Raw genomic sequence first — 18,646 nt, forward strand, 5'->3', positions numbered from 1 at the left:
ACGTTATTATTTATTGTTATTTTCCCCGCGTCTGTTTTGATTGAATTTCTCCTGCCAATAGGTTTCGATGGTTTCCAACGTTTTTCCTTTGGTTTCCGGTAAAAGATAGTACACCGCGAAAAAGGCGATTGCACAGCAGACCGCAAAAAAGCGGAAGGTCCAAGCAGCTCCCCAACTGTCGAGCATAATGGGTGTTAATTGACCAACGATGGCGTCTGCGATCCACATCACCAACACGCTTAAGGCCATCGCCTTTGCACGGATAGCACTTGGAAATATTTCGGAGGCTACGACGAACTTGAGTGGCCCGATGGAAAACGCAAAAAAGAGTAGAAAGCCAAGAATGGGAAGTGCCAGCAACCATCCATAGTTTTCCATGTTAACATTTAAGAACCAAGCTGTTAATAGCAAGCAAATTGTAGCACCGGCAGAACCGACGAGATAAAGTGGACGTCTCCCCCAGCTATCTACTTTCCAAATAGCGATTCCTGTAAAAATGACATTAGCTAAACCAAAATAGATTTGCGTTTGCAAGGATCCGCTTAAGGAAAGTCCGGATTGCACTAAGATCGTCGGGCCGAAATAGATGATGGCATTAATACCGCTCAATTGTGAAAATAGGGGTAATAACAAGCCGAGCAGAAGGGCCTGACGGTACACAGGCTTCCAAAGAGACACCTTAATCATCCGCTCGGGCGATGATGCAGTACTGATCACTTCAGTTAACTGTAGACGTCGCATCACCTCCGCCGCCCGGTCGTCCCTCCCCTTTTGCATCAACCATCTCGGACTTTCAGGAATACGATAAAGTCCAAACCAGAACAGCAGGGCCGGTATAGCACCCATAAGAAACATCATGCGCCAGTGCGAGCCATCAGTCCACTGCCAATTGTACTGGAGCACTGCCGCATTACTGAGATAAGCTATTAAAATGCCAATGGTAACCGCCAACTGATAGCAAGTGACCATACGACCGCGCAAAGAAGCAGGTGATACCTCAGCGATATACAGTGGTACCACAATGGAAGCAACTCCCACGCCAACACCGCTCAAGCACCGCGCTACTAACAAGGTAAAGAAATCAGGGCTCAAACTACACCCTATTGCCGACAGAAAAAAAAGTGCTGCCGCCGCGATCAAAAGCGACTTCCTACCGTAACGGTCGCTCAATTTACCGGCAAAGGCGACACCTACAATACAACCGATTAGCGCAGATGACACAAACAATCCCTCCTGAGAAGCGCTGAGTGCAAAATCTGTCTTAATCAGCGGGATAATGCCCGAAACCACGGCCATATCGAAACCAAACAGGAAGCCTCCAAGTGAAACAACTACAATAATAAAAAGCAGGTATATCCTCATAATTCTTTTTGGTTTGAGAGTACATATATCTAATATGTACACACATACAAACATATGTCTATTTTTTTAATTCTGCAAATAATCTTATTTTAGCCTACCAAATGGAGAAAATGAAACTTCAGATAGATCATAAAAGTGCGGTTCCTTTGCATATACAGGCCGAAATGCTCTTGCGAGAACTGATTAAATCGCCGGAATACCAGCAGGGCAAATTGCTGCCCAACGAGGTAGAATTGGCCAAACGATTGGCCATTTCACGTACAACTTTACGTTTGGCCATTAATAAGCTAGTCTACGAAGAGTTATTGATCCGCAAGAAGGGTGTCGGTACGAAAGTGGCTTCTACCAAATTCAGCTCAAAATCGAAAAACTGGCTGAGCTTCTCCCAAGAGATGAAGAACCGAGGCATTGAAGTCAAGAACTTTGAATTGCATGTGAGCTGGGTATTACCCGAACCGCATGTTGCCGATTTCTTTGAATTAAAAGAAGATCGAAAAGTATTGAAACTGGAGCGTTTACGGGGAAAAAAAGATGATCCTTTTGTCTACTTTATTTCTTATTTCCATCCGCGCGTAGGACTCACGGGTGATGAGGACTTTAAACGTCCCCTCTACGAAATACTTGAGCAGGATTATCATATCGTAGCTGACCTATCGCAAGAAGAAATCAATGCAAAAGCGGCCAATAAATTTGTTGCGGACAAATTAGAGATTAATCAGGGCGATCCTATCTTATTCCGAAAACGATTTGTATTCGACCGAGCGGGCCGCCCAATCGAATACAATTTAGGTTATTACCGCGCCGATAGTTTTACCTTCACGGTAGAAAGTCGACGTGATTGATATAAAACCCTGTCTTCCTTTATTTTAAATTAAAAAACAGTATTCTTCTGTCATAGGTACATCGCTCACTCATGATTTACTAATGAAGACTTCGATTTAAAAAAGTTTGTTCATACAAGCTAGATTTTAAAGGAAACAAAGAGTAAGCTGAGGCCTCCCTTCATTTGCATGCCACTTGATACATAAGAAGATATTACTATATTTGCATAGTATGTACACACATACATAATTTATACAATAATAAGTTGATCGTAAAAAATCGCTTAGATCTATTTAAGCTTAATTATGAAGAATATAAAAAATCTATGCTATCTATTCATTATCTCCCTTAATTGGATTACAATTTTAAAGGCCCAAGAGGTAGAAGATCTTACCCGATACGTTAATCCCAATATTGGTACTGCTCACAGCCGTTATTTCTTTTATACACCTGCCGCGGTACCTTTTGGTATGGCCAAGTTAGCCCCTAGCACCAATGGAAGTTATGGCAATCCATCGGGCTGGGAAGCAGTTGGTTACGACGAGCGGCATCAATCGATCGAGGGCTTTCCTAATTTTCACGAGTTTCAAATCGGCGGTGTTGTTTTTGCACCTACAGTAGGCACCTTACAAACGCGCCCCGGTAAATTAGAAGAGGTTGAAAGCGGCTATCGATCGCGTTTCGACAAAAAAGACGAATATGCTACGGCGGGATACTATCGTGTCTATTTAAAAGATTATAAAGTTACGGCAGAATTAACGGCAACCGAGCGGGTTGGTTTTCATCGTTATACCTTTCCCGCAACAGATTCGGCGAACATAATTTTCGATATTGGTCATCAAATGGGTGAAAGCGGGCCCGTAGTGGATGCCTCTGTTCATTATGAAGGTCAAGTGGTTAAAGGTTACGTGGTTACGAAGCCGGCTTACGTGCAGAAGTATCAGCCGAACGCGAATGTAACCCTCTATTTCTACGCTGAACTGGATAAAAGGCCCACTTCCTTCGGCACTTTCACCGACAGCCTATGCTATCAAGGACAGCAGAAAGCACAGGGTAAAGGCGTGGGTGCCTACCTACGCTTTGGCACACGGGAAGGCGAGCAAGTCAACATTAAAGTAGGACTTTCCTACACCTCCGTGGAAAATGCCCGGGAGAATTTAATCGCTGAGGCTTCCAATCTTTCGTTTGAGGATGCCAAACAACGTGCATATCAACGTTGGAATCAGTACCTTGGCAGAATTCATGTAAATGGAGGCAAAGAGGCGGATAAGATAAAATTCTATACCGGCCTGTATCATGCGCTTTTGGGCAGGGGGTTAGCAAGCGATGTTAATGGGGCTTATCCTAAAAATGACGGCAGTGTTGGCCGGATTCCGCTAGATGAGGTAGGAAAGCCGATACATGCACATTATAACACCGACGCGATATGGGGGGCTTTTTGGAATCTGACACAGTTATGGTCAATTGCCTATCCCGAGTACTACGAAGATTGGATTCAAAGTCAGTTGCTCGTATATAAAGATGCCGGTTGGCTGGGCGACGGGATTGCCACCAGCAAGTTTGTTTCAGGTGTAGGGACTAATTTCACCGGATTGGCTATTGCCGCTGCCTATAACGTTGGTTTGCGGAACTACGATGTAGCGCTTGCTTATGAGGCCGTGCGGAAAAATGAGTTGGAAAGTGAAAAGCGGATCCCAGGTGCCGGAAAGCTGGATGTCGGCGTCTTTGTAGAAAAGGGCTTCTCTCCTTATATCGCGGATGACACCGGGAAGCCTGAATTGAATCTACATGGTTCACCTTTTGGTGCTTCTCATACGCTTGAGTATGCTTTTTCAAGTTTTGCTGCAGCTCAATTCGCTAAATCTTTAGGTAAAAAGGCGGATTTCAAAAGGTTCTCGCATTTGGCTAATGCCTGGGAAACGCTGTATGATCCAAGCACAAAATTTATCAGACCGAAGGATGAGGAGGGCAATTTCTTACAGGATTTTGACCCATTTGCTCCGTGGCGGGGCTTTCAGGAGGGAAATGCCTGGCAGTACACCTTTTACGTACCTCACAACCCTAAAGGGCTGGTAGATCTTATCGGTGAAAAAACCTTTAATGATCGTTTAGACAGTATTTTCCGTGAATCGCAAAAAAATGTCTTTGGCGGCGGTAAAGAAATCGATGCTTTTGCGGGTATACAAGGTCTGTACAACCATGGAAACCAACCTAACCTTCATGTCGCTTGGCTTTTTCACGCTTCCGGTCGGCCCGACCTAACGCAAAAGTGGGTGCATGCTATTTGTGATGAATTTTATGGTACTGACGGTATACATGGTTATGGTTATGGCCAAGACGAAGATCAAGGGCAGTTGGGTGCTTGGTATGTTTTGGCCGGTATGGGATTATTCGATGTCGCCGGATTAACAGCTCCCAACCCCTCTTTACAGATCGGTACGCCCTTATTTGATGAGGTAGTCATCAATCTGCCACTTGCTGAACGATCAAGGAAATTTACGATAAAGACTAAACGAAGTAAAAATGGACCCTGCTATACGAAGTCTGCTAAGCTGAATGGAAAGGTCTTAGAGGCCCTTCAACTTCCTTTTGAAGCACTTATTAAGGGTGGCACGTTAGAATTGAATATGGTACCTCGATCGTGAAATTTAACAACGATGCATTGTCGTTATATTTAGATAGAAACAGCTCTCCGTTGGAGAGCTGTTTCTATATGAACCTATTTTCTATTCGTATAAGGCCTAAGCTCCTTTAGTAGCCGGGATTTTGCTTGAATTGATCTTTATTAGTGACTGCATCCAGCTCACTTTGTGGAATCGGCCGTATTTTATGAAACTCTTTAATATGGGGCGCCGCATCGGGATTGTGGGCTTGTACCCGCTCGACCAATTTATTGGTTCGTTTTAAATCAAACCAACGCAGTTGTTCACCTGCAAACTCCCTAGCCCGCTCATCTAAAATAAAGTCGAGCGTCACCGATGAAGCGCTTACCGTCATGTCTTCGGGATTTTGTTTATTCAACGCTGCACGTTGTCTGACAATATTAATATAGTTCGCTGCCTCCGCCTGATTACCCAACTGTAATTCGGCCTCGGCAGCAATCATATACATTTCTGCCAGTCTAATGATGAAAACGTCTCTGGCACTTTCTGTTTCGTTCGCAGACGCCCTGGTAGGATCTTCAAACTTTTTCAAGGAAATATAATGAAAGCGATCTGCCGGTATACCGTTCTCCCGATAAACATCGTTGATATCATAAATTTTATAAGCTTTGCCTGCACGAGCATCTGATGAAATCACATATTTACTGCAAAAAATAGCCGTATCACCGAGGTTCATACCTTGCGGTCTCTTTCCGGCATCCGTTTCATTGCAAAACCAAGTAGTTTTAAAGGACGCCTCGTAACGGGCATCTATACGCTCATCAAATAAATTCAACAAAAATTTGGTGGGCATATAGCGCACATTTGGATAACCATTGTTGACATCTCGTAGCATTCCCGGCTGTGTATCATATTCCATCAAATACATCGAATGTCCCACATTACTTCCTTCATTGAACTCCAAATTGGTTGAATAGTTCAACCCCCAGATAACTTCCTGATTTTTCTCATTATCCATTTTCCAAAGGTCAGCATAATTCGGCATCAGACTAAAGCCATAGTCGTTAATCACATGTTGGGCATGATCTAAGGCTTCTTGATAACGACCTCTAGTCAAATAAACACGCGCAATAAACGCTTCAGCAATAGGCTTGGTAATTTTCCCATAATCGGTATTGCTTAGCGGTGCATGCTCCACCGCGAATTGTAGATCTATAAAAATCTGCTCATAGACCTGATCGACCGGCGTGCGATTGGCGACCGTAACAATACTTTCAGTCGGTTCCAACGTGAAGGGAATGTCGCCAAATGATTCTACTAAATGCCAATAATACCAAGCGCGCATAAAACGCAACTCTGCTTCTAAGACCGGAGCCTTAGCAGCTTCCACCCCCGCTTCCGGAAGATATTTCAATGCGGTATTGGCTAAATTGATACCGGCATAACAAGGTTGCCAAAGGTTGGACTTCACCCATACATTGTCGGAAATCAAGCCTTGATAGTTCATTAAAGGAGGCTGAGGATAAACACCATTTGTTCCGGAATTGCCACTATTAGCCCCTCCTGTCCAAATATCCGTCCCCATTTCGAGCAAGGCATAACCTTGTTCTTTTCCATATATTTTTTGGTTGTAAGTATAGGTGCCATTGGCCGCTGCTTCAATCCCTTCCGGTGTATTGAATAAACTTTCGACGGTAGCTCCGCCCGGATTATATTCATCCAGAGAGCAAGATCCCAATAAGAAGGAAAGAAAAAGCGCACATAGGCCTTTAGGTTTTCCGATTGCAATTTCAAGATAATTCTTCATAATTTTTGTTGCGCAATGCGCTCATTAAAATCCAACATTAAGACCGAAAACGAACAGACGATTTAAGGGTTGATCTATAACACCCTCGCCTTCAGGGTCAAAATCCTTCAAGCTACTGAAAGTGTGCAAATTTTTACCCGAAGCATATATCCGAAGGCTTTGTAACTTCCATTTGCTTATAAGGGCTGAGGGAAAATTATAACCCAATGTGATATTTCTGATTTTTACGTAAGATGCTTGTCGCTCGGTAAGCGTAGTTACGTAATTGGAGTTTTTATTGGCATTCGGCCTTGGATACTCATTCGTTGGATTTTCCGGCGTCCAGTAGTCGATGCGTGCGCCGTTTTCTAAGCCATTTCTTTTATACTTGGCATAGTAATCGGAACTGATCCATTGGCCAACCCGTGCTACCAACAGAATATTCAAATCAAATCCCTTAAATCGTAAATCATTACTTAAGCCGGCTGTCCATTTTGGTACGCGCTGGCCTATAATCGTACGATCAAAGGCATCGATTTTCCCATCGTTATTCAGGTCCGCGATTTTGATATCACCCGGTTCGGCACCATATTGGGCGGCCTGTTCTTCTTCTCCTAATTGCCAAATGCCTATTTTTTTATAGTCATAATAAATCTGAGCCGGTTGACCTACGATCAGCGATTCGCGATAGTCATCTGCAATCACATTGCCGTTCGGTAAAGCAACAATTTTTTCATTATTACGTGCAAAGGTTAAGTTAGTATTCCAGGAGAATGAGTTCTTTTGGATGTTATGGGAAGTGAGACTTAATTCAATCCCTTTATTTTGCGTTTTTCCTATATTCCTATTCACGGTGGTGACGCCGGTAGAAAGCGGTAAGGTGTAAGGGAAGATCAAATCGTCGGTTTTCGCGTGGTAGTAGTCAACACTACCTGTCACTATATTGTTAAAAAGACCAAAATCTACCCCGATATTCATCGTTTTTGTTAGTTCCCATTTTAAGGTATTGTTACCGATAAGTCCATTAATGACATAGGCATTGGCAGCATTGGCATCGTTAAAAGAAAAGTTCTGCACTACCACGGAATTCTGCGTAGCATAAGGACTGATTACATCATTACCTGACACACCATAACTAACTCGAAGCTTCAAATCGCTGAATACCTGCTGATTTTTCATAAAATCTTCATCCACGATACGCCATGCTGCAGCGGCCGACGGAAAGAAAGCCCATTTGTGACCGGCTGCTAATTTGGATGATCCATCATTTCGCCCGGTTAGCGTTAACAGATATTTTCCTTTATAACTATAGTTAATCCGACCGCTAAATGATAATAGTTTGCTTTCCACATAACCACTTCCATAGAAAGGATTTTGGTTTGCTCCACCTATATTATAATAGTATTGGGAAGGAAATAATTGGTTATTACCACCTGCATAACTATTGGTATTAGTCCACGAAAGGTAACTTGTTACGCCTGTTAATTGCAAAGAGTGGTCTGCGAATCGCTTATTGTAGGTAATAACGTTTTCCCAGCTAATGTTTCGATCTTGGTTATTGGTAATGGAGGCTTGCGAACGGGAACCTTTTCCATCGATGGTATTTTTTGAGTAGAAATTACCTGCTTCCGAGGTGGAAAAGATCGCACCAAAGGTTGACTTAATCGACAAATCTTTAATCGGCTTCAACTCAATGTAACCGGAAACAGTAGCTCGATTGGATTTGGTGTTCCGTTTATAGGCGTCAGGCTGTTCATCTGCTAAAGGATTGATTAACGTTCCCTGTAAGGGGAACAAGTTGAATTCACCATTTTCATCGTAAGGAAGTCCCAACGGTGCTATTTTGGACGCCTGGTTAAGCGGATCACGACGGATATCATTGTCAATGTAAGCAAATTGCGATTGCAAGCCGACGTTCATCCAGCTGTTAATCGTTTGATCGATATTCAATCTCCCGGAATAACGTCTATATTCGTCCATTTTTAGCAAACCCTTTTCCTGAAAATAAGCACCGGAAAAATACACTTTGGTATTTTTCCCTCCACCACTCACACTGAGTTGATGATTTTGTTGGAAACCATTGTGCAGTAAAAGGTCACTCCAATTGGTGAATTGTCCGTTTTGAAAAGCTTGCAATTGAAGTGGATTCAAAATCTTATTGTCATCCGCGGGCGAATTCCACGTTCCAACAGCACGGTAAGCTTCACGCCGGAAATCAACATATTCCTGCCCGGTCATAAACTCACCGTAACCCGCTACTTTCGAGACACCGGCATAGGCATTGTAATTTAGTCTCGGTTTTTCGTTGGCTCCTCTCTTTGTCGTAATCAAGATTACGCCATTTGCCCCCCTCGACCCATAAATCGCCGTTGAAGATGCATCTTTTAGTACTTCTATTGACTGGATGTCATTAGGATCAACATCCTGTGCTGCGACACCTTGTATACCATCAACAATGTAAAGTACATTGTTAGAACTTTCAGGGTTTGCGATCGATCGGTTACCACGCAACTGAATCGATGCCCGTTGGCCGGCATAGCCGTTGTTGCGCGTAATGTCCGCCCCAGGTACGCGGCCTTGCAAGGCTTCCGCGGGGCTCGTTACAGGCACCTTGGTCAAGTCTTCTCCCTTTACGGAAACAACCGATCCGGTTAAATCACGCTTTTTAACTTCGCCATAACCTATTACAACCACCTCGTCCAACGCTTTCTCACTATCTTGCAAGGTGACTTGGATACTAGACTGACCGGCGCTAAGTGGTATTTCTCTTGTTACATGTCCCAGGTGATTAATAACCAGAATGAGGTGACCTCCAGCTGGCAGGCTGATAGCAAATCGACCATCTGTATCGGTAGATGTTCCAACTTTTGTACCTTTAACGGACACACTTGCACCAACAATCGGTGTGCCTTTTGCATCTTTTACCGTACCTGTAAACTTTGCCTGCTGCAGCAAAAGATTCCCTTTAACCTCGAACGCACTTGCTTGAAAAATGAGCAGCAGCAGTATCAAACAGACCGGCATACTTCTGGATAAAAATAAAAAGGAGGACGTAGCTCCTATCCTAAGATAATTTATCATAAATTATTAATCTATAAGAGAAGCAAGCCATTTACTGCCTGCTTGCGGTTAGCTTTAATGCGGCCAAGTTAGGTGTTAAACAAATATTTAACCTATATAAAATTGGCATTTTATTGTATCATTTTAACATAACAAAGATGTCATATAAATCGTCTTTGCTCGCATTCTAAAATCCACTGTAGCTTGGAAGTCGACTTAGGTGTTGAAGGACACAGAATAATTAACTAAAGCAGTTAGGAAAAAGCAAATGAACCTTATTACTTTCAATTCTATCGCATTCTGAACGAGATGCCTACTATTCCACTAGGTCTTTGTTTAGGATTTAGGTAAACGAGATTCGCGATAATTCGTAAGTTTTTTTCTTTAAATAAAAGCTTGGCAGTATAGAAAGTAGCCAAGCCCTTATTATATTGCCATAATTTATTCTGATAAGGCTTTTAACATGGCCTTCCTGCTCGCTCTAAAATTTTTGATACTCGTATCATACCAATCAAATCTAAACACCATATTATCAATGATCTTCTTCGCTAAATCAGGGTTCTTCTTTGTCAGCATTTGCAAGAGTGTGTAATCGTTAATACCATCTCGCATGGCTTCTAAACGTATTGAACTATACAATTTTTGATAACCCGGATAAACGATCCAGGAATCTCCGGTTGGCAAAATATTCCCCCCTTCGCTATTGATGCCGGTTGTTTCCTCATAAGGATCTTGGTTCCAGTAATTAAAACCCCAATGTAGATAACCATCAATCTGATATTTATAATTTATCCAGTGGATCAATCGGGTTTTTATAAGTGGAAGATCGATAAACCGATTGGCATAATTGCCTCTAGGGGACAGACAGGTATAGAACCACACTTCATCGCCTACCTTTTTACGGTCTTGATAGAACGTGAAATCTTTATTTAAAAAATCAAGTTGAGGAACCCATAAATCAATTGTTTCTGCTAGATCTTTGCTATGACAGGCCTCCATAATTTTGATTTGCGGTGCGATGGATTTAACATAGCTTGCTATGGCAATATAGGATTCCTTGTTGTCACCGGTAGGTTCGTCGGCAATGTGTTGATAATAATCGCTTAACCATCCCTTTTCTTCTAAGTGGGCGATAAGTGCTTTAAAGAACCGGGCATAGAAGTTCTTCGCTCTTGGGTCTTCGATTGGCAACTGCCTGAAGCGAGTAGAATCGGCCAGAGGCTCAGGAACCCTTACAATAAAGGGACTACTCCAATTGCCCGCCCGTTGACCAATATGGCCACCCTCAATTCTCCCTAAGACACCCGCTTTGCGAAAAATATCTACCGTTTGGTCAAATCTTGAAAAATCAATGCTTAAATGTTCCCCTTCCATTTTGTAAATAGCTAAATCCAGCGGTGAAATAAGCGCTGTATTTTGTCCATAGGCAGCCATTTTATTTGCCAAAGTTTCTATTAAACGCCAGTATACCAGGCCAAAGGATTTTACTTGTTCCCCTTTATTCAATAGAGCCAAGCGTTCGTGCGCTAAACTATACCAGTTGGTTACCCATAACTCTTGTTTCGCCAAACGAACATTGTGCACATGAATAGCAAACTCTTTTCGTATTTGCATATCCTTTGTTCTAATGTCCACTTTGACCGGATATGTCCCTGCTTTCGTTTCCGCAGAAATCGGTATGCTTATATAAAAAGCCTGGGCTAATCCTGCCTGAAGATTCAATGGTTTATCATCCAATATGGGATCGGGATAAAAACCTGTATTCGAAACGAGTCTGTCCACCGCCGGATCGGTGTATTGGCGCCCCGCTCGTACAAAGCCAATCGCACCGCAGGATATTCCTTCATTCGGTAAACCAGGTGCGTCCACAGATAGCTCCACTTGATCCAAGTTTTCGCCACTGCGAAGGACTAACTGAGCACTCGCCACTTCGCCTTTAGCTACATCAATCTCATGGAAGCTATCATAAGGGAGGACCGTCTCGGGAAATATTTTCTCCAAAGGATCTACCATAGACGCAGAAAGCTGAGCATTAGCACTTTTCATGGAAACAACGATTCCAAAACTTAACAAAACGCTTGCTAAGCCATTTTTAATCAATTCTCTTAGTTGCATGTTTTTTGTTTTAGTATTTGACAATTGATGGTAGCTTGACCTAACACTACCTGATAAATATGGAATGTAAAGAAAAAAGCAAGCCGTTCTCTCGAACAGCTTGCCACCAACCAATCAAAATTACCACCCGGGATTCTGCTTAATTTTTGGATTTAAACTGATCTGATCAAGCGGAATGGGTGATAAATAATCTCTATCAAGCTTAAACTGATACCCCGCATTTAAGGCACCTACTTGCTGATAATATTCGATATATCCATCCGCGTCTACAGGAAAGCTCTTTACAGCCGTAGCGATATTTTCAGGCACCCCTGCTACTTCCCATTGTGCTCTTTTGGCTCCTTTGGGCTTCCAGCCACTGATTTTCTCATCAATAGCGGCCCACCTGAATAAATCATCCGAGCGATACCCTTCGCAGGCAAGTTCTACACGTCTTTCCCGGCGAATCTCGTTGAGCAACGGACTGATGTCATCGAATTCCCAATTAGGATCGCGTTCAATGTTGGCAACGGATAAATCGACCATACCAACGCGCCGTCTCAGCAAATTAATACTTCGATCAGCATCTGCCTGTGTAAATTGCCCGAGTTCGGCCTTAGCTTCAGCATAGATAAGAACGGCCTCAGCAAAACGAAAAATGATTTGTCCGGTAGTACCCAAATCCTGTTGTTGATTGTAATCTGGATTATGGCCTTTGTACACTTGATAACCGGTTAACGATTTGTTTTCGTTAGCAACATCAAACGTGGGGTATTCGAAGATAACAACGGGTTGTCCACCTGGGCGGTTATCTGTGATGATATGGCTGCCATCCGGCACATAGATTGTTTGTTTTAAACGGGGGTCTCTATTGGCAACGACATCGTGCAAGGTTGCATCACCTTGGTAGAGATCACTTGACCCGATAGGCTTTCCATCTATGCACAAATAGGCATCTACTAAATCTTTGGTTACACCTCTCCCTCCACCACTGGGGGTATAGCGGTGCCAGCGATGCCCTAAGTTTAGGCTCAAATTAAACGCGCGCCAGAGCATAACCTCATTGTTGGAGCTATAAGTTACCTGGTTAAAGAGACGCCAATAATCATCATCGGTCGAAAACGACGCTAGACCGTACCCTCCACTATTGTCCAACAGTGCGGAGCTCACGGAAGCAGCCTTTTCTAAGAATTTGCTTCCATCCGATCCCGAAACGCCAAAAGGTGTACCGGCATGGTATTTTTCCCAAGTGCCCTCAAAAAGTGCTATTCTGGCTTGAAAGAGCATGGCAATTTCCTTGTTGATACGCGAAGCTTCCGCCGAACCTTTTGTAGGCAAATATGCGATGGCTTTGTCCAAATCATTCATCAGGGAGTCGACTACAATATTTCTAGGCAAACGTTCATTATAAACTTCTTCCGACGAAGTGTTTAGCGGAACATTGATCCAAGGTAGATTCCCAAAACTCTTCAATTTATCAAAGTAGAAATATGCCCTGAAAAAGAGTGCCTCTCCCACATATGCTTTGATTACATCGAAGGACTCGTTTACTTTGTTATAATTAGCCAAAAAATAATTCACATTCCGAAGCGCCGCCCAGTCGCCATAAGCACCGTAGCCGCCGTCAGTTCCAGGAACAACTCTTTCGCCATTTAAGGCTGAATTATAGCTGGTAGCGATCATATTATCGCTGCCATTCGCATCCAAGCCATAAATACCGATCGATCCCCAACCATTATAATTGGGTAACATCGTATTATAAAAATTATTGGCGTAAAGCTTCAAGTCGTTAGCCGTTTTCCAATAATCTGCGTCGCTGATATTGGTTTCAGGAGTTTGCTCTAACAAATCCTTCTGGCAGCTGCTGGAGAAAAAGCAGCAAAGCATAAGCAAAGCTATTGTTTGTAGTAATTTCATATCGTTTGAATAAACTTTAAAAAGACAAATTCACACCCGCTGCATAGGTCCGCTGTAAGGGATAGATCTTGGCATCGCTAATCGACAGCTCGGGATCCATTGTTTTGATCAAATCCGTAATCGTGAAAACATTTTCTACACTGACATAGAATCGCACTTTACTGAAACCTATTTTTTCCAACCAAGACTTGGGCAGTGAATAGCCCAGCTGAATATTTTTCAATCTCAAATAAGCTGCGTTCTGCAAATAACGCGTTTGTGTCTGCGTATTCTTTCCATTCTCGCCAGTTAAGTAAAACTTCGGAAAATAGCCATTGGGGTTATCCGGACTCCAACGATCTTGGTGCACGTTGAAAGGTGAGCTTTGCCATTCGTCGCCCACAATACCCCAAAAATAATTGGACCCAACCCATGCATCACGCTTTGCGATTCCCTGGATAAAAAACATAAAATCGATATTTTTCCAGCTGAGATCCCCCGTGAAACCGTAAGCGAAACGGGGCGTATTATTACCGATAACACTTCTGTCTCCCGGATTGGAAATCGTGTTGTCGCCAAAATCAATAATGCCGTTGTTGTTCAGATCCACATATCGTACATCTCCCGGTTTCCATGTCTGGCCAGATATACGCTGTTGCGAGGGAGCCGCATCAATTTCTGCCTGATTTTGGAAAAGGCCATAAGTAGTATAGCCCCAGATATCGCCCATTTGCTGGCCTGCATACCAAGTACTATTTAAACCTGTTGGATTCGGATAACGGGTTACCTTTCCTCGATAATCACTCAATACTGTGCGTAGACCGTAGTTAACCTCTCCGATTCGATCGCGCCATTGTAAACTCAATTCGAAGCCCCGCGTTTCCATGGCTGCGTTATTTGCACTAGGAGGCGTATTACCTAAGACACTAGGTAAAGCCTGGGCGGGCCCGGCAAAATCGTCCGCTTTACGGATATACCAATCGAAGGAGGCATTCAAACGATCCTGCAATAAGCCGATTTCGGTTCCGATGTTCAACGAGGTGGTCGTCACCCAGGTTAAATCCGGATTGATCAAGCCCGGTGGTGACACAGCTGCTTGTTGGTTACCCCCAAAAAGCCAATTAGTACTCGGTGGACTTGAAGTACCCAAACTTGGATAGAATGGGTACCAATTCGGGTTGCTCGGGTCCGGATCAATAAAAGCCTGATCGCCCAGTGATCCATAAGAGCCCCTCAATTTAAAGCTATTGACTGTTGTTTTAATCGATTCAAAAAAGATTTCTTTATCGACATTCCATCCTACGGAAACGCCCGGATAGAACTTCCAACGAACCGGACCGAGAAAGCGTGATGTACCATCATAACGCCCATTGAATTCGAATAGATATTTTTGCTTATAGTTGTAATTAAAACGTCCGAAAAAACCATCGGAAGCCAGTTTTCGAGTAAAATCACTGATAGACGGTGCCGGTCCATAAGTTCCGGATAAAGAGGGGATATTATCGGAATAGAGTTGGCTATTGCTGGCCGCATAACGCTGATAGTCCGTGTAATCACGAACAAAACCACCCATTATACTAAAGAAATGATCGTCCAGTTGCTTTTCATATTTGGTAAATGCGTTGACGATGTGATGCTGAATACGGTAGTTCGATCGGCTAAATCCGTTCGGATAAGTACCACCTATCTGGTATTGCGAACCATCTGGACGTACTGAATAGAGCGTCTTGGTGTGAGCGTTTTGATCTTGGAATGTCCCATCAAATGTATAATTAACCGTCGCCGTCCAGCCGGTCGCCAATTTGAAGATAAACTCGCCGGTCAATAAAGCTTTGTCAAGCGTTGATTTGGATCGTCCACCTTGTTGGTGAAGCAATACATCGCTGGCATCTGAATAATTGCCATCAGGATTAAAAAGGGGAACACTTGGCCACTTTCGAGCGATCTGATGCATATAGTTCCCTCCTGTTTTTCCTGAATAGGTATTAGGTGAGTTGCTAAGTTCTTTTGAAAAGCTTCCACGGTAGCTAAAGTCTAACCACTTCGCTACCGATGTGGTGATGTTGGTACGAACGTTAAAGCGCTTATACGAATCATCACCATAATTGTACATACCGGCCCTATCGTTATACCCCAAGCCGACGTAATAAGTGGTATTTTCGGAACCACCGGAAACACCTACATTATGTTGTTGGCTGAATGCGAGATCTTTAAAGTATACTTTAAACCAATCATTGTTAGCGTTTCCATTCCCCCAGGTATAATAATCATTTGCACCGGGTTGCGGATTGGCGATCGTTTCGTCCTTAAAGGATCCGTTTTGATAAGCAATGATACGATCGATCGTTTCCTGACTAAATATTTCACTTCGCCCTCCATTCGTCGCTGCCTCATTATACAAGTTGGCAAAATCCAGTGAATTCAGCATGGTTGGCAAATTGATCGGCGCGGCCCATCCCAAGGTATTATTGTAAGTAATAGCTGGTTTACTTCCTTTTTTACCTTGTTTTGTTGTAATTAAGATAACACCGTAAGGAGCGCTTGATCCATAAATAGCCGCAGATGCTGCATCCTTCAGCACAGAAATATTCTCGATATCATCCGGATTTAATGCATTGATATCTCCTCCTTGTACACCATCGATAACGACCAGTGGTCCGCCAGTCGTTCCCAGTCCCGTAAATCCGCGGACATTGATATTCTGTGTAGCATTAGGTGCTCCGCCACTGCTACCGGTGATAATATTGAGACCTGGCATCTGCCCTTGCAAAGCCTGGCTCACACGCGATATGGGCCGATTTTGTAACACTTCACCGCTAATCTGCGAAACCGCGCCGGTTACAAGCGCTTTGTTCTGCGTTCCATAACCTACTACCACCACTTCATCTAAGTTGGCTAGATCTTGTTCCAAAATCACTTCAATTAGGTTTCCTGTAACAGCAATTTCTCTTGGGGTATAACCCAGGTACGTGAAAACCAAAATGGCATTATTTTTACTTAGATTGAGACTGAACCTTCCTTGTGAATCGGTTAAGGTACCATTCTTCACCCCCTTTTCTTGAACGCTTACGCCAGCTAAGGGCAAGCCGGCTTCGTCTTTCACTAAACCACCAACTCTAAGCTGTTGTACCACACTTTGTATAGGGGGCGTTGACTGCTTGACTTGATTACGAATGACAATCGATTTGTCCTCTATACTATAGGCCAGTGTCTGACCGGCTAAGGCTTTTTCAAGACTTTCTTCCAAAGAAGCATGTTGTAAGTTAATCGTAACAGGCTTTGCCTGCTGTAACAGCTTACTATTATAGAAAAGACGGTAGCCGCTTTGCTTGCTGATCGATTTCAAGATGGAGGCTAAGGGTGCGTTTTTTACCGAGAGATTAATTTCCTGCGAGAACACTTTACCCGACACCTGCAGTAATGAAAGCAGTAATATAAAAATTGTTAACTTACTGATTTTTAATAGATTTAAATCAAAAAAAGTCCAAGAAGATCGGTGACTTTTAGGCCAATAGGGTGCTTTGTATTGAATAGTTAAATTCATACATTTGTAAATTAAGTTAGTCGATTAGTTTATTTAACTTTTTAGGCAAATTGACTTGCGCCAATTTAAACCGGCAGCGCGGCATCGCTACCGGTTTTTTCATATACGATTTTTACATAGGCATCTTAGTTTTTACGTAAATCTTTCTGTTATTCATGTCAAATTTTAATTCCCCGGTTCTTTCCATCATGTCTAAGACTTGTTTCAAATTGGCATCTCGGGGTATATATCCACTATAGATATTGTTCGCAACACTTCCAAAATCCACTTCCACGTCATACCATCTAGCCAATTGCTTCATGATTTCGTATATGGGTGTTTCATTGAAAACAAAGTCCCCATGCTTCCAAGCCAAAACTTCTTCTATGTCTGCATCACTTACCGAAGTCATAGCTGCTGCTTTACTTAAGGTCAACTCTTTTCCGGGATTTAACTGTAAAATTTGCCGGGTGCGCTTGTTTATTACGTTTACACGACCTGTGACAAGTGTCGAGGTTTCGCTGGGCTCGTCCTGATAAGCCTTTATATTAAAGCTTGTACCGAGCACCTGAATATCTTGATATCGCGTATGGACCGTAAATGGTTGGTTTTCTTGTTTGGAAATCTTCGACTCGACTTCAAAATAGGCTTCACCATCAAGTTCAACCTCCCGCCGGGCCTTACTAAATCGAACAGGAAATTTGAGTTTGCTGCCGGCATTGAGCCATACTTTGGTTCCATCACTCAATATCACTTTGAACTTTCCACCATTTGGTATCGCAATCTCATGATATACCAAAGCTTCGCCTTCCTTTGTTGCATCCTTATTGTAACCTATAACTGCTTTTAGTTTACTTAACACTTGAAACCCATCTTTATTTTCGCTTTCGCTTCGGGTTGAATCCAGCTTGATTTTAGTGCCATCTGCCAGCGTTAGAATTGCCTGATCTTTAGCTGCTGTTATCTCTTCGGGTGGTTGAATTATCGCACGGTTATGATGGTGATTTTGATAGTAAAAGAAAATAAATCCGGAAACGAAACATATAACGATAGCGGCTGCATAACCGAAATTTAACGAAAGTCTGCTCTTCGGACGCCCCCCACAGAAATGGTCCTCCATTATTTCGCTTAGATAATGATCTATTTCGCCCGATTGGACAAGATGATAGAACGCTTCCAACTCCTCTTCTGTAGCGGAGCCGGCGCGGTATCTGTGGATTAATTCTTTATAAAAAGCGTCTTTGTTCATCTCGTTTATGCAGTTTATCGGAACTACATAATTTAAGACACTCGAACGCTCATTTAGGGTACCTAAGAAATAAAACTTTTTTAAAAATCTGAGAATTGTAAATTAGCTTTTCATGGGTTGCTTAGAAACCGGGGAATCGCCAACGGTATAATTGGACAATGGTACCCATGGTATTTGCTTTCACTGATTTATCTGAAATCATTAAAAAAAATTAAAAAAACAAGATGATCAATACTGAATCATCTTGTTTT

9 protein-coding genes are annotated in these 18,646 nt (G+C 42.8%); 2 read left to right on the forward strand and 7 right to left on the reverse strand.

Annotated elements, in window-relative coordinates; all coding sequences use genetic code 11:
• Positions 1-6: 6 nt before the first annotated feature.
• Positions 7-1,362, reverse strand: a complete 1,356-nt coding sequence (locus tag ACH11B_RS22790) for a sugar porter family MFS transporter (protein ID WP_041387662.1) — start codon at positions 1,360-1,362, stop codon at positions 7-9.
• A gap of 110 nt (positions 1,363-1,472) precedes the next feature.
• On the opposite strand from ACH11B_RS22790, the gene ACH11B_RS22795 reads away from it, so the two are divergent.
• A complete protein-coding gene (locus ACH11B_RS22795) occupies positions 1,473-2,204 on the forward strand; it encodes a GntR family transcriptional regulator (RefSeq protein ID WP_130855384.1) in 732 nt (243 codons plus the stop codon).
• Positions 2,205-2,489: 285 nt separating this feature from the next.
• On the forward strand, positions 2,490-4,829 hold the full coding sequence (locus ACH11B_RS22800) for a GH92 family glycosyl hydrolase (RefSeq protein ID WP_377610480.1): 2,340 nt from the start codon (positions 2,490-2,492) through the stop codon (positions 4,827-4,829).
• A 106-nt stretch (positions 4,830-4,935) separates the two neighbouring features.
• Here the strand turns inward: ACH11B_RS22800 and ACH11B_RS22805 are convergent, their stop codons facing one another.
• The 6 genes from ACH11B_RS22805 to ACH11B_RS22830 all read right to left on the reverse strand — a co-directional run bounded on the left by ACH11B_RS22805 (position 4,936) and on the right by ACH11B_RS22830 (position 18,395).
• Complete coding sequence (locus ACH11B_RS22805) at positions 4,936-6,594, reverse strand: RagB/SusD family nutrient uptake outer membrane protein (RefSeq protein ID WP_377610482.1); 1,659 nt, start codon at positions 6,592-6,594, stop codon at positions 4,936-4,938.
• A gap of 24 nt (positions 6,595-6,618) precedes the next feature.
• Positions 6,619-9,654 (reverse strand): SusC/RagA family TonB-linked outer membrane protein, encoded by a 3,036-nt coding sequence (locus ACH11B_RS22810; protein ID WP_377610484.1) that lies wholly within the window; start codon positions 9,652-9,654, stop codon positions 6,619-6,621.
• A gap of 420 nt (positions 9,655-10,074) precedes the next feature.
• Positions 10,075-11,748: a DUF4091 domain-containing protein gene (locus ACH11B_RS22815; RefSeq protein WP_377610486.1), complete on the reverse strand. Its 1,674-nt coding sequence runs from the start codon at positions 11,746-11,748 to the stop codon at positions 10,075-10,077.
• Positions 11,749-11,868: 120 nt separating this feature from the next.
• Positions 11,869-13,644, reverse strand: coding sequence for a RagB/SusD family nutrient uptake outer membrane protein (locus ACH11B_RS22820; protein ID WP_377610488.1), 1,776 nt, complete (start codon positions 13,642-13,644; stop codon positions 11,869-11,871).
• Between the two features lie 16 nt (positions 13,645-13,660).
• Positions 13,661-17,167: a TonB-dependent receptor gene (locus tag ACH11B_RS22825; protein WP_377610490.1), complete on the reverse strand. Its 3,507-nt coding sequence runs from the start codon at positions 17,165-17,167 to the stop codon at positions 13,661-13,663.
• Positions 17,168-17,279: 112 nt separating this feature from the next.
• Entirely contained in the window at positions 17,280-18,395 is a 1,116-nt protein-coding gene (locus tag ACH11B_RS22830) for a FecR family protein (RefSeq protein WP_377610492.1), read from the reverse strand.
• Positions 18,396-18,646: the final 251 nt, after the last annotated feature.

This window comes from Olivibacter sp. EAT-5 (genome assembly GCF_044784325.1).
GTDB classification, from domain to species: domain Bacteria; phylum Bacteroidota; class Bacteroidia; order Sphingobacteriales; family Sphingobacteriaceae; genus Olivibacter; species Olivibacter oleidegradans.

What these genes read in the sequence shown, in the direction of transcription:
- ACH11B_RS22790 (WP_041387662.1), bottom strand. Translation starts at nt 1,362, where the DNA reads ATGAGGATATACCTGCTTTTTATTATTGTAGTTGTTTCACTTGGAGGC.
- ACH11B_RS22795 (WP_130855384.1), top strand. Translation starts at nt 1,473, where the DNA reads ATGAAACTTCAGATAGATCATAAAAGTGCGGTTCCTTTGCATATACAG.
- ACH11B_RS22800 (WP_377610480.1), top strand. Translation starts at nt 2,490, where the DNA reads ATGAAGAATATAAAAAATCTATGCTATCTATTCATTATCTCCCTTAAT.
- ACH11B_RS22805 (WP_377610482.1), bottom strand. Translation starts at nt 6,594, where the DNA reads ATGAAGAATTATCTTGAAATTGCAATCGGAAAACCTAAAGGCCTATGT.
- ACH11B_RS22810 (WP_377610484.1), bottom strand. Translation starts at nt 9,654, where the DNA reads ATGATAAATTATCTTAGGATAGGAGCTACGTCCTCCTTTTTATTTTTA.
- ACH11B_RS22815 (WP_377610486.1), bottom strand. Translation starts at nt 11,748, where the DNA reads ATGCAACTAAGAGAATTGATTAAAAATGGCTTAGCAAGCGTTTTGTTA.
- ACH11B_RS22820 (WP_377610488.1), bottom strand. Translation starts at nt 13,644, where the DNA reads ATGAAATTACTACAAACAATAGCTTTGCTTATGCTTTGCTGCTTTTTC.
- ACH11B_RS22825 (WP_377610490.1), bottom strand. Translation starts at nt 17,167, where the DNA reads ATGAATTTAACTATTCAATACAAAGCACCCTATTGGCCTAAAAGTCAC.
- ACH11B_RS22830 (WP_377610492.1), bottom strand. Translation starts at nt 18,395, where the DNA reads ATGAACAAAGACGCTTTTTATAAAGAATTAATCCACAGATACCGCGCC.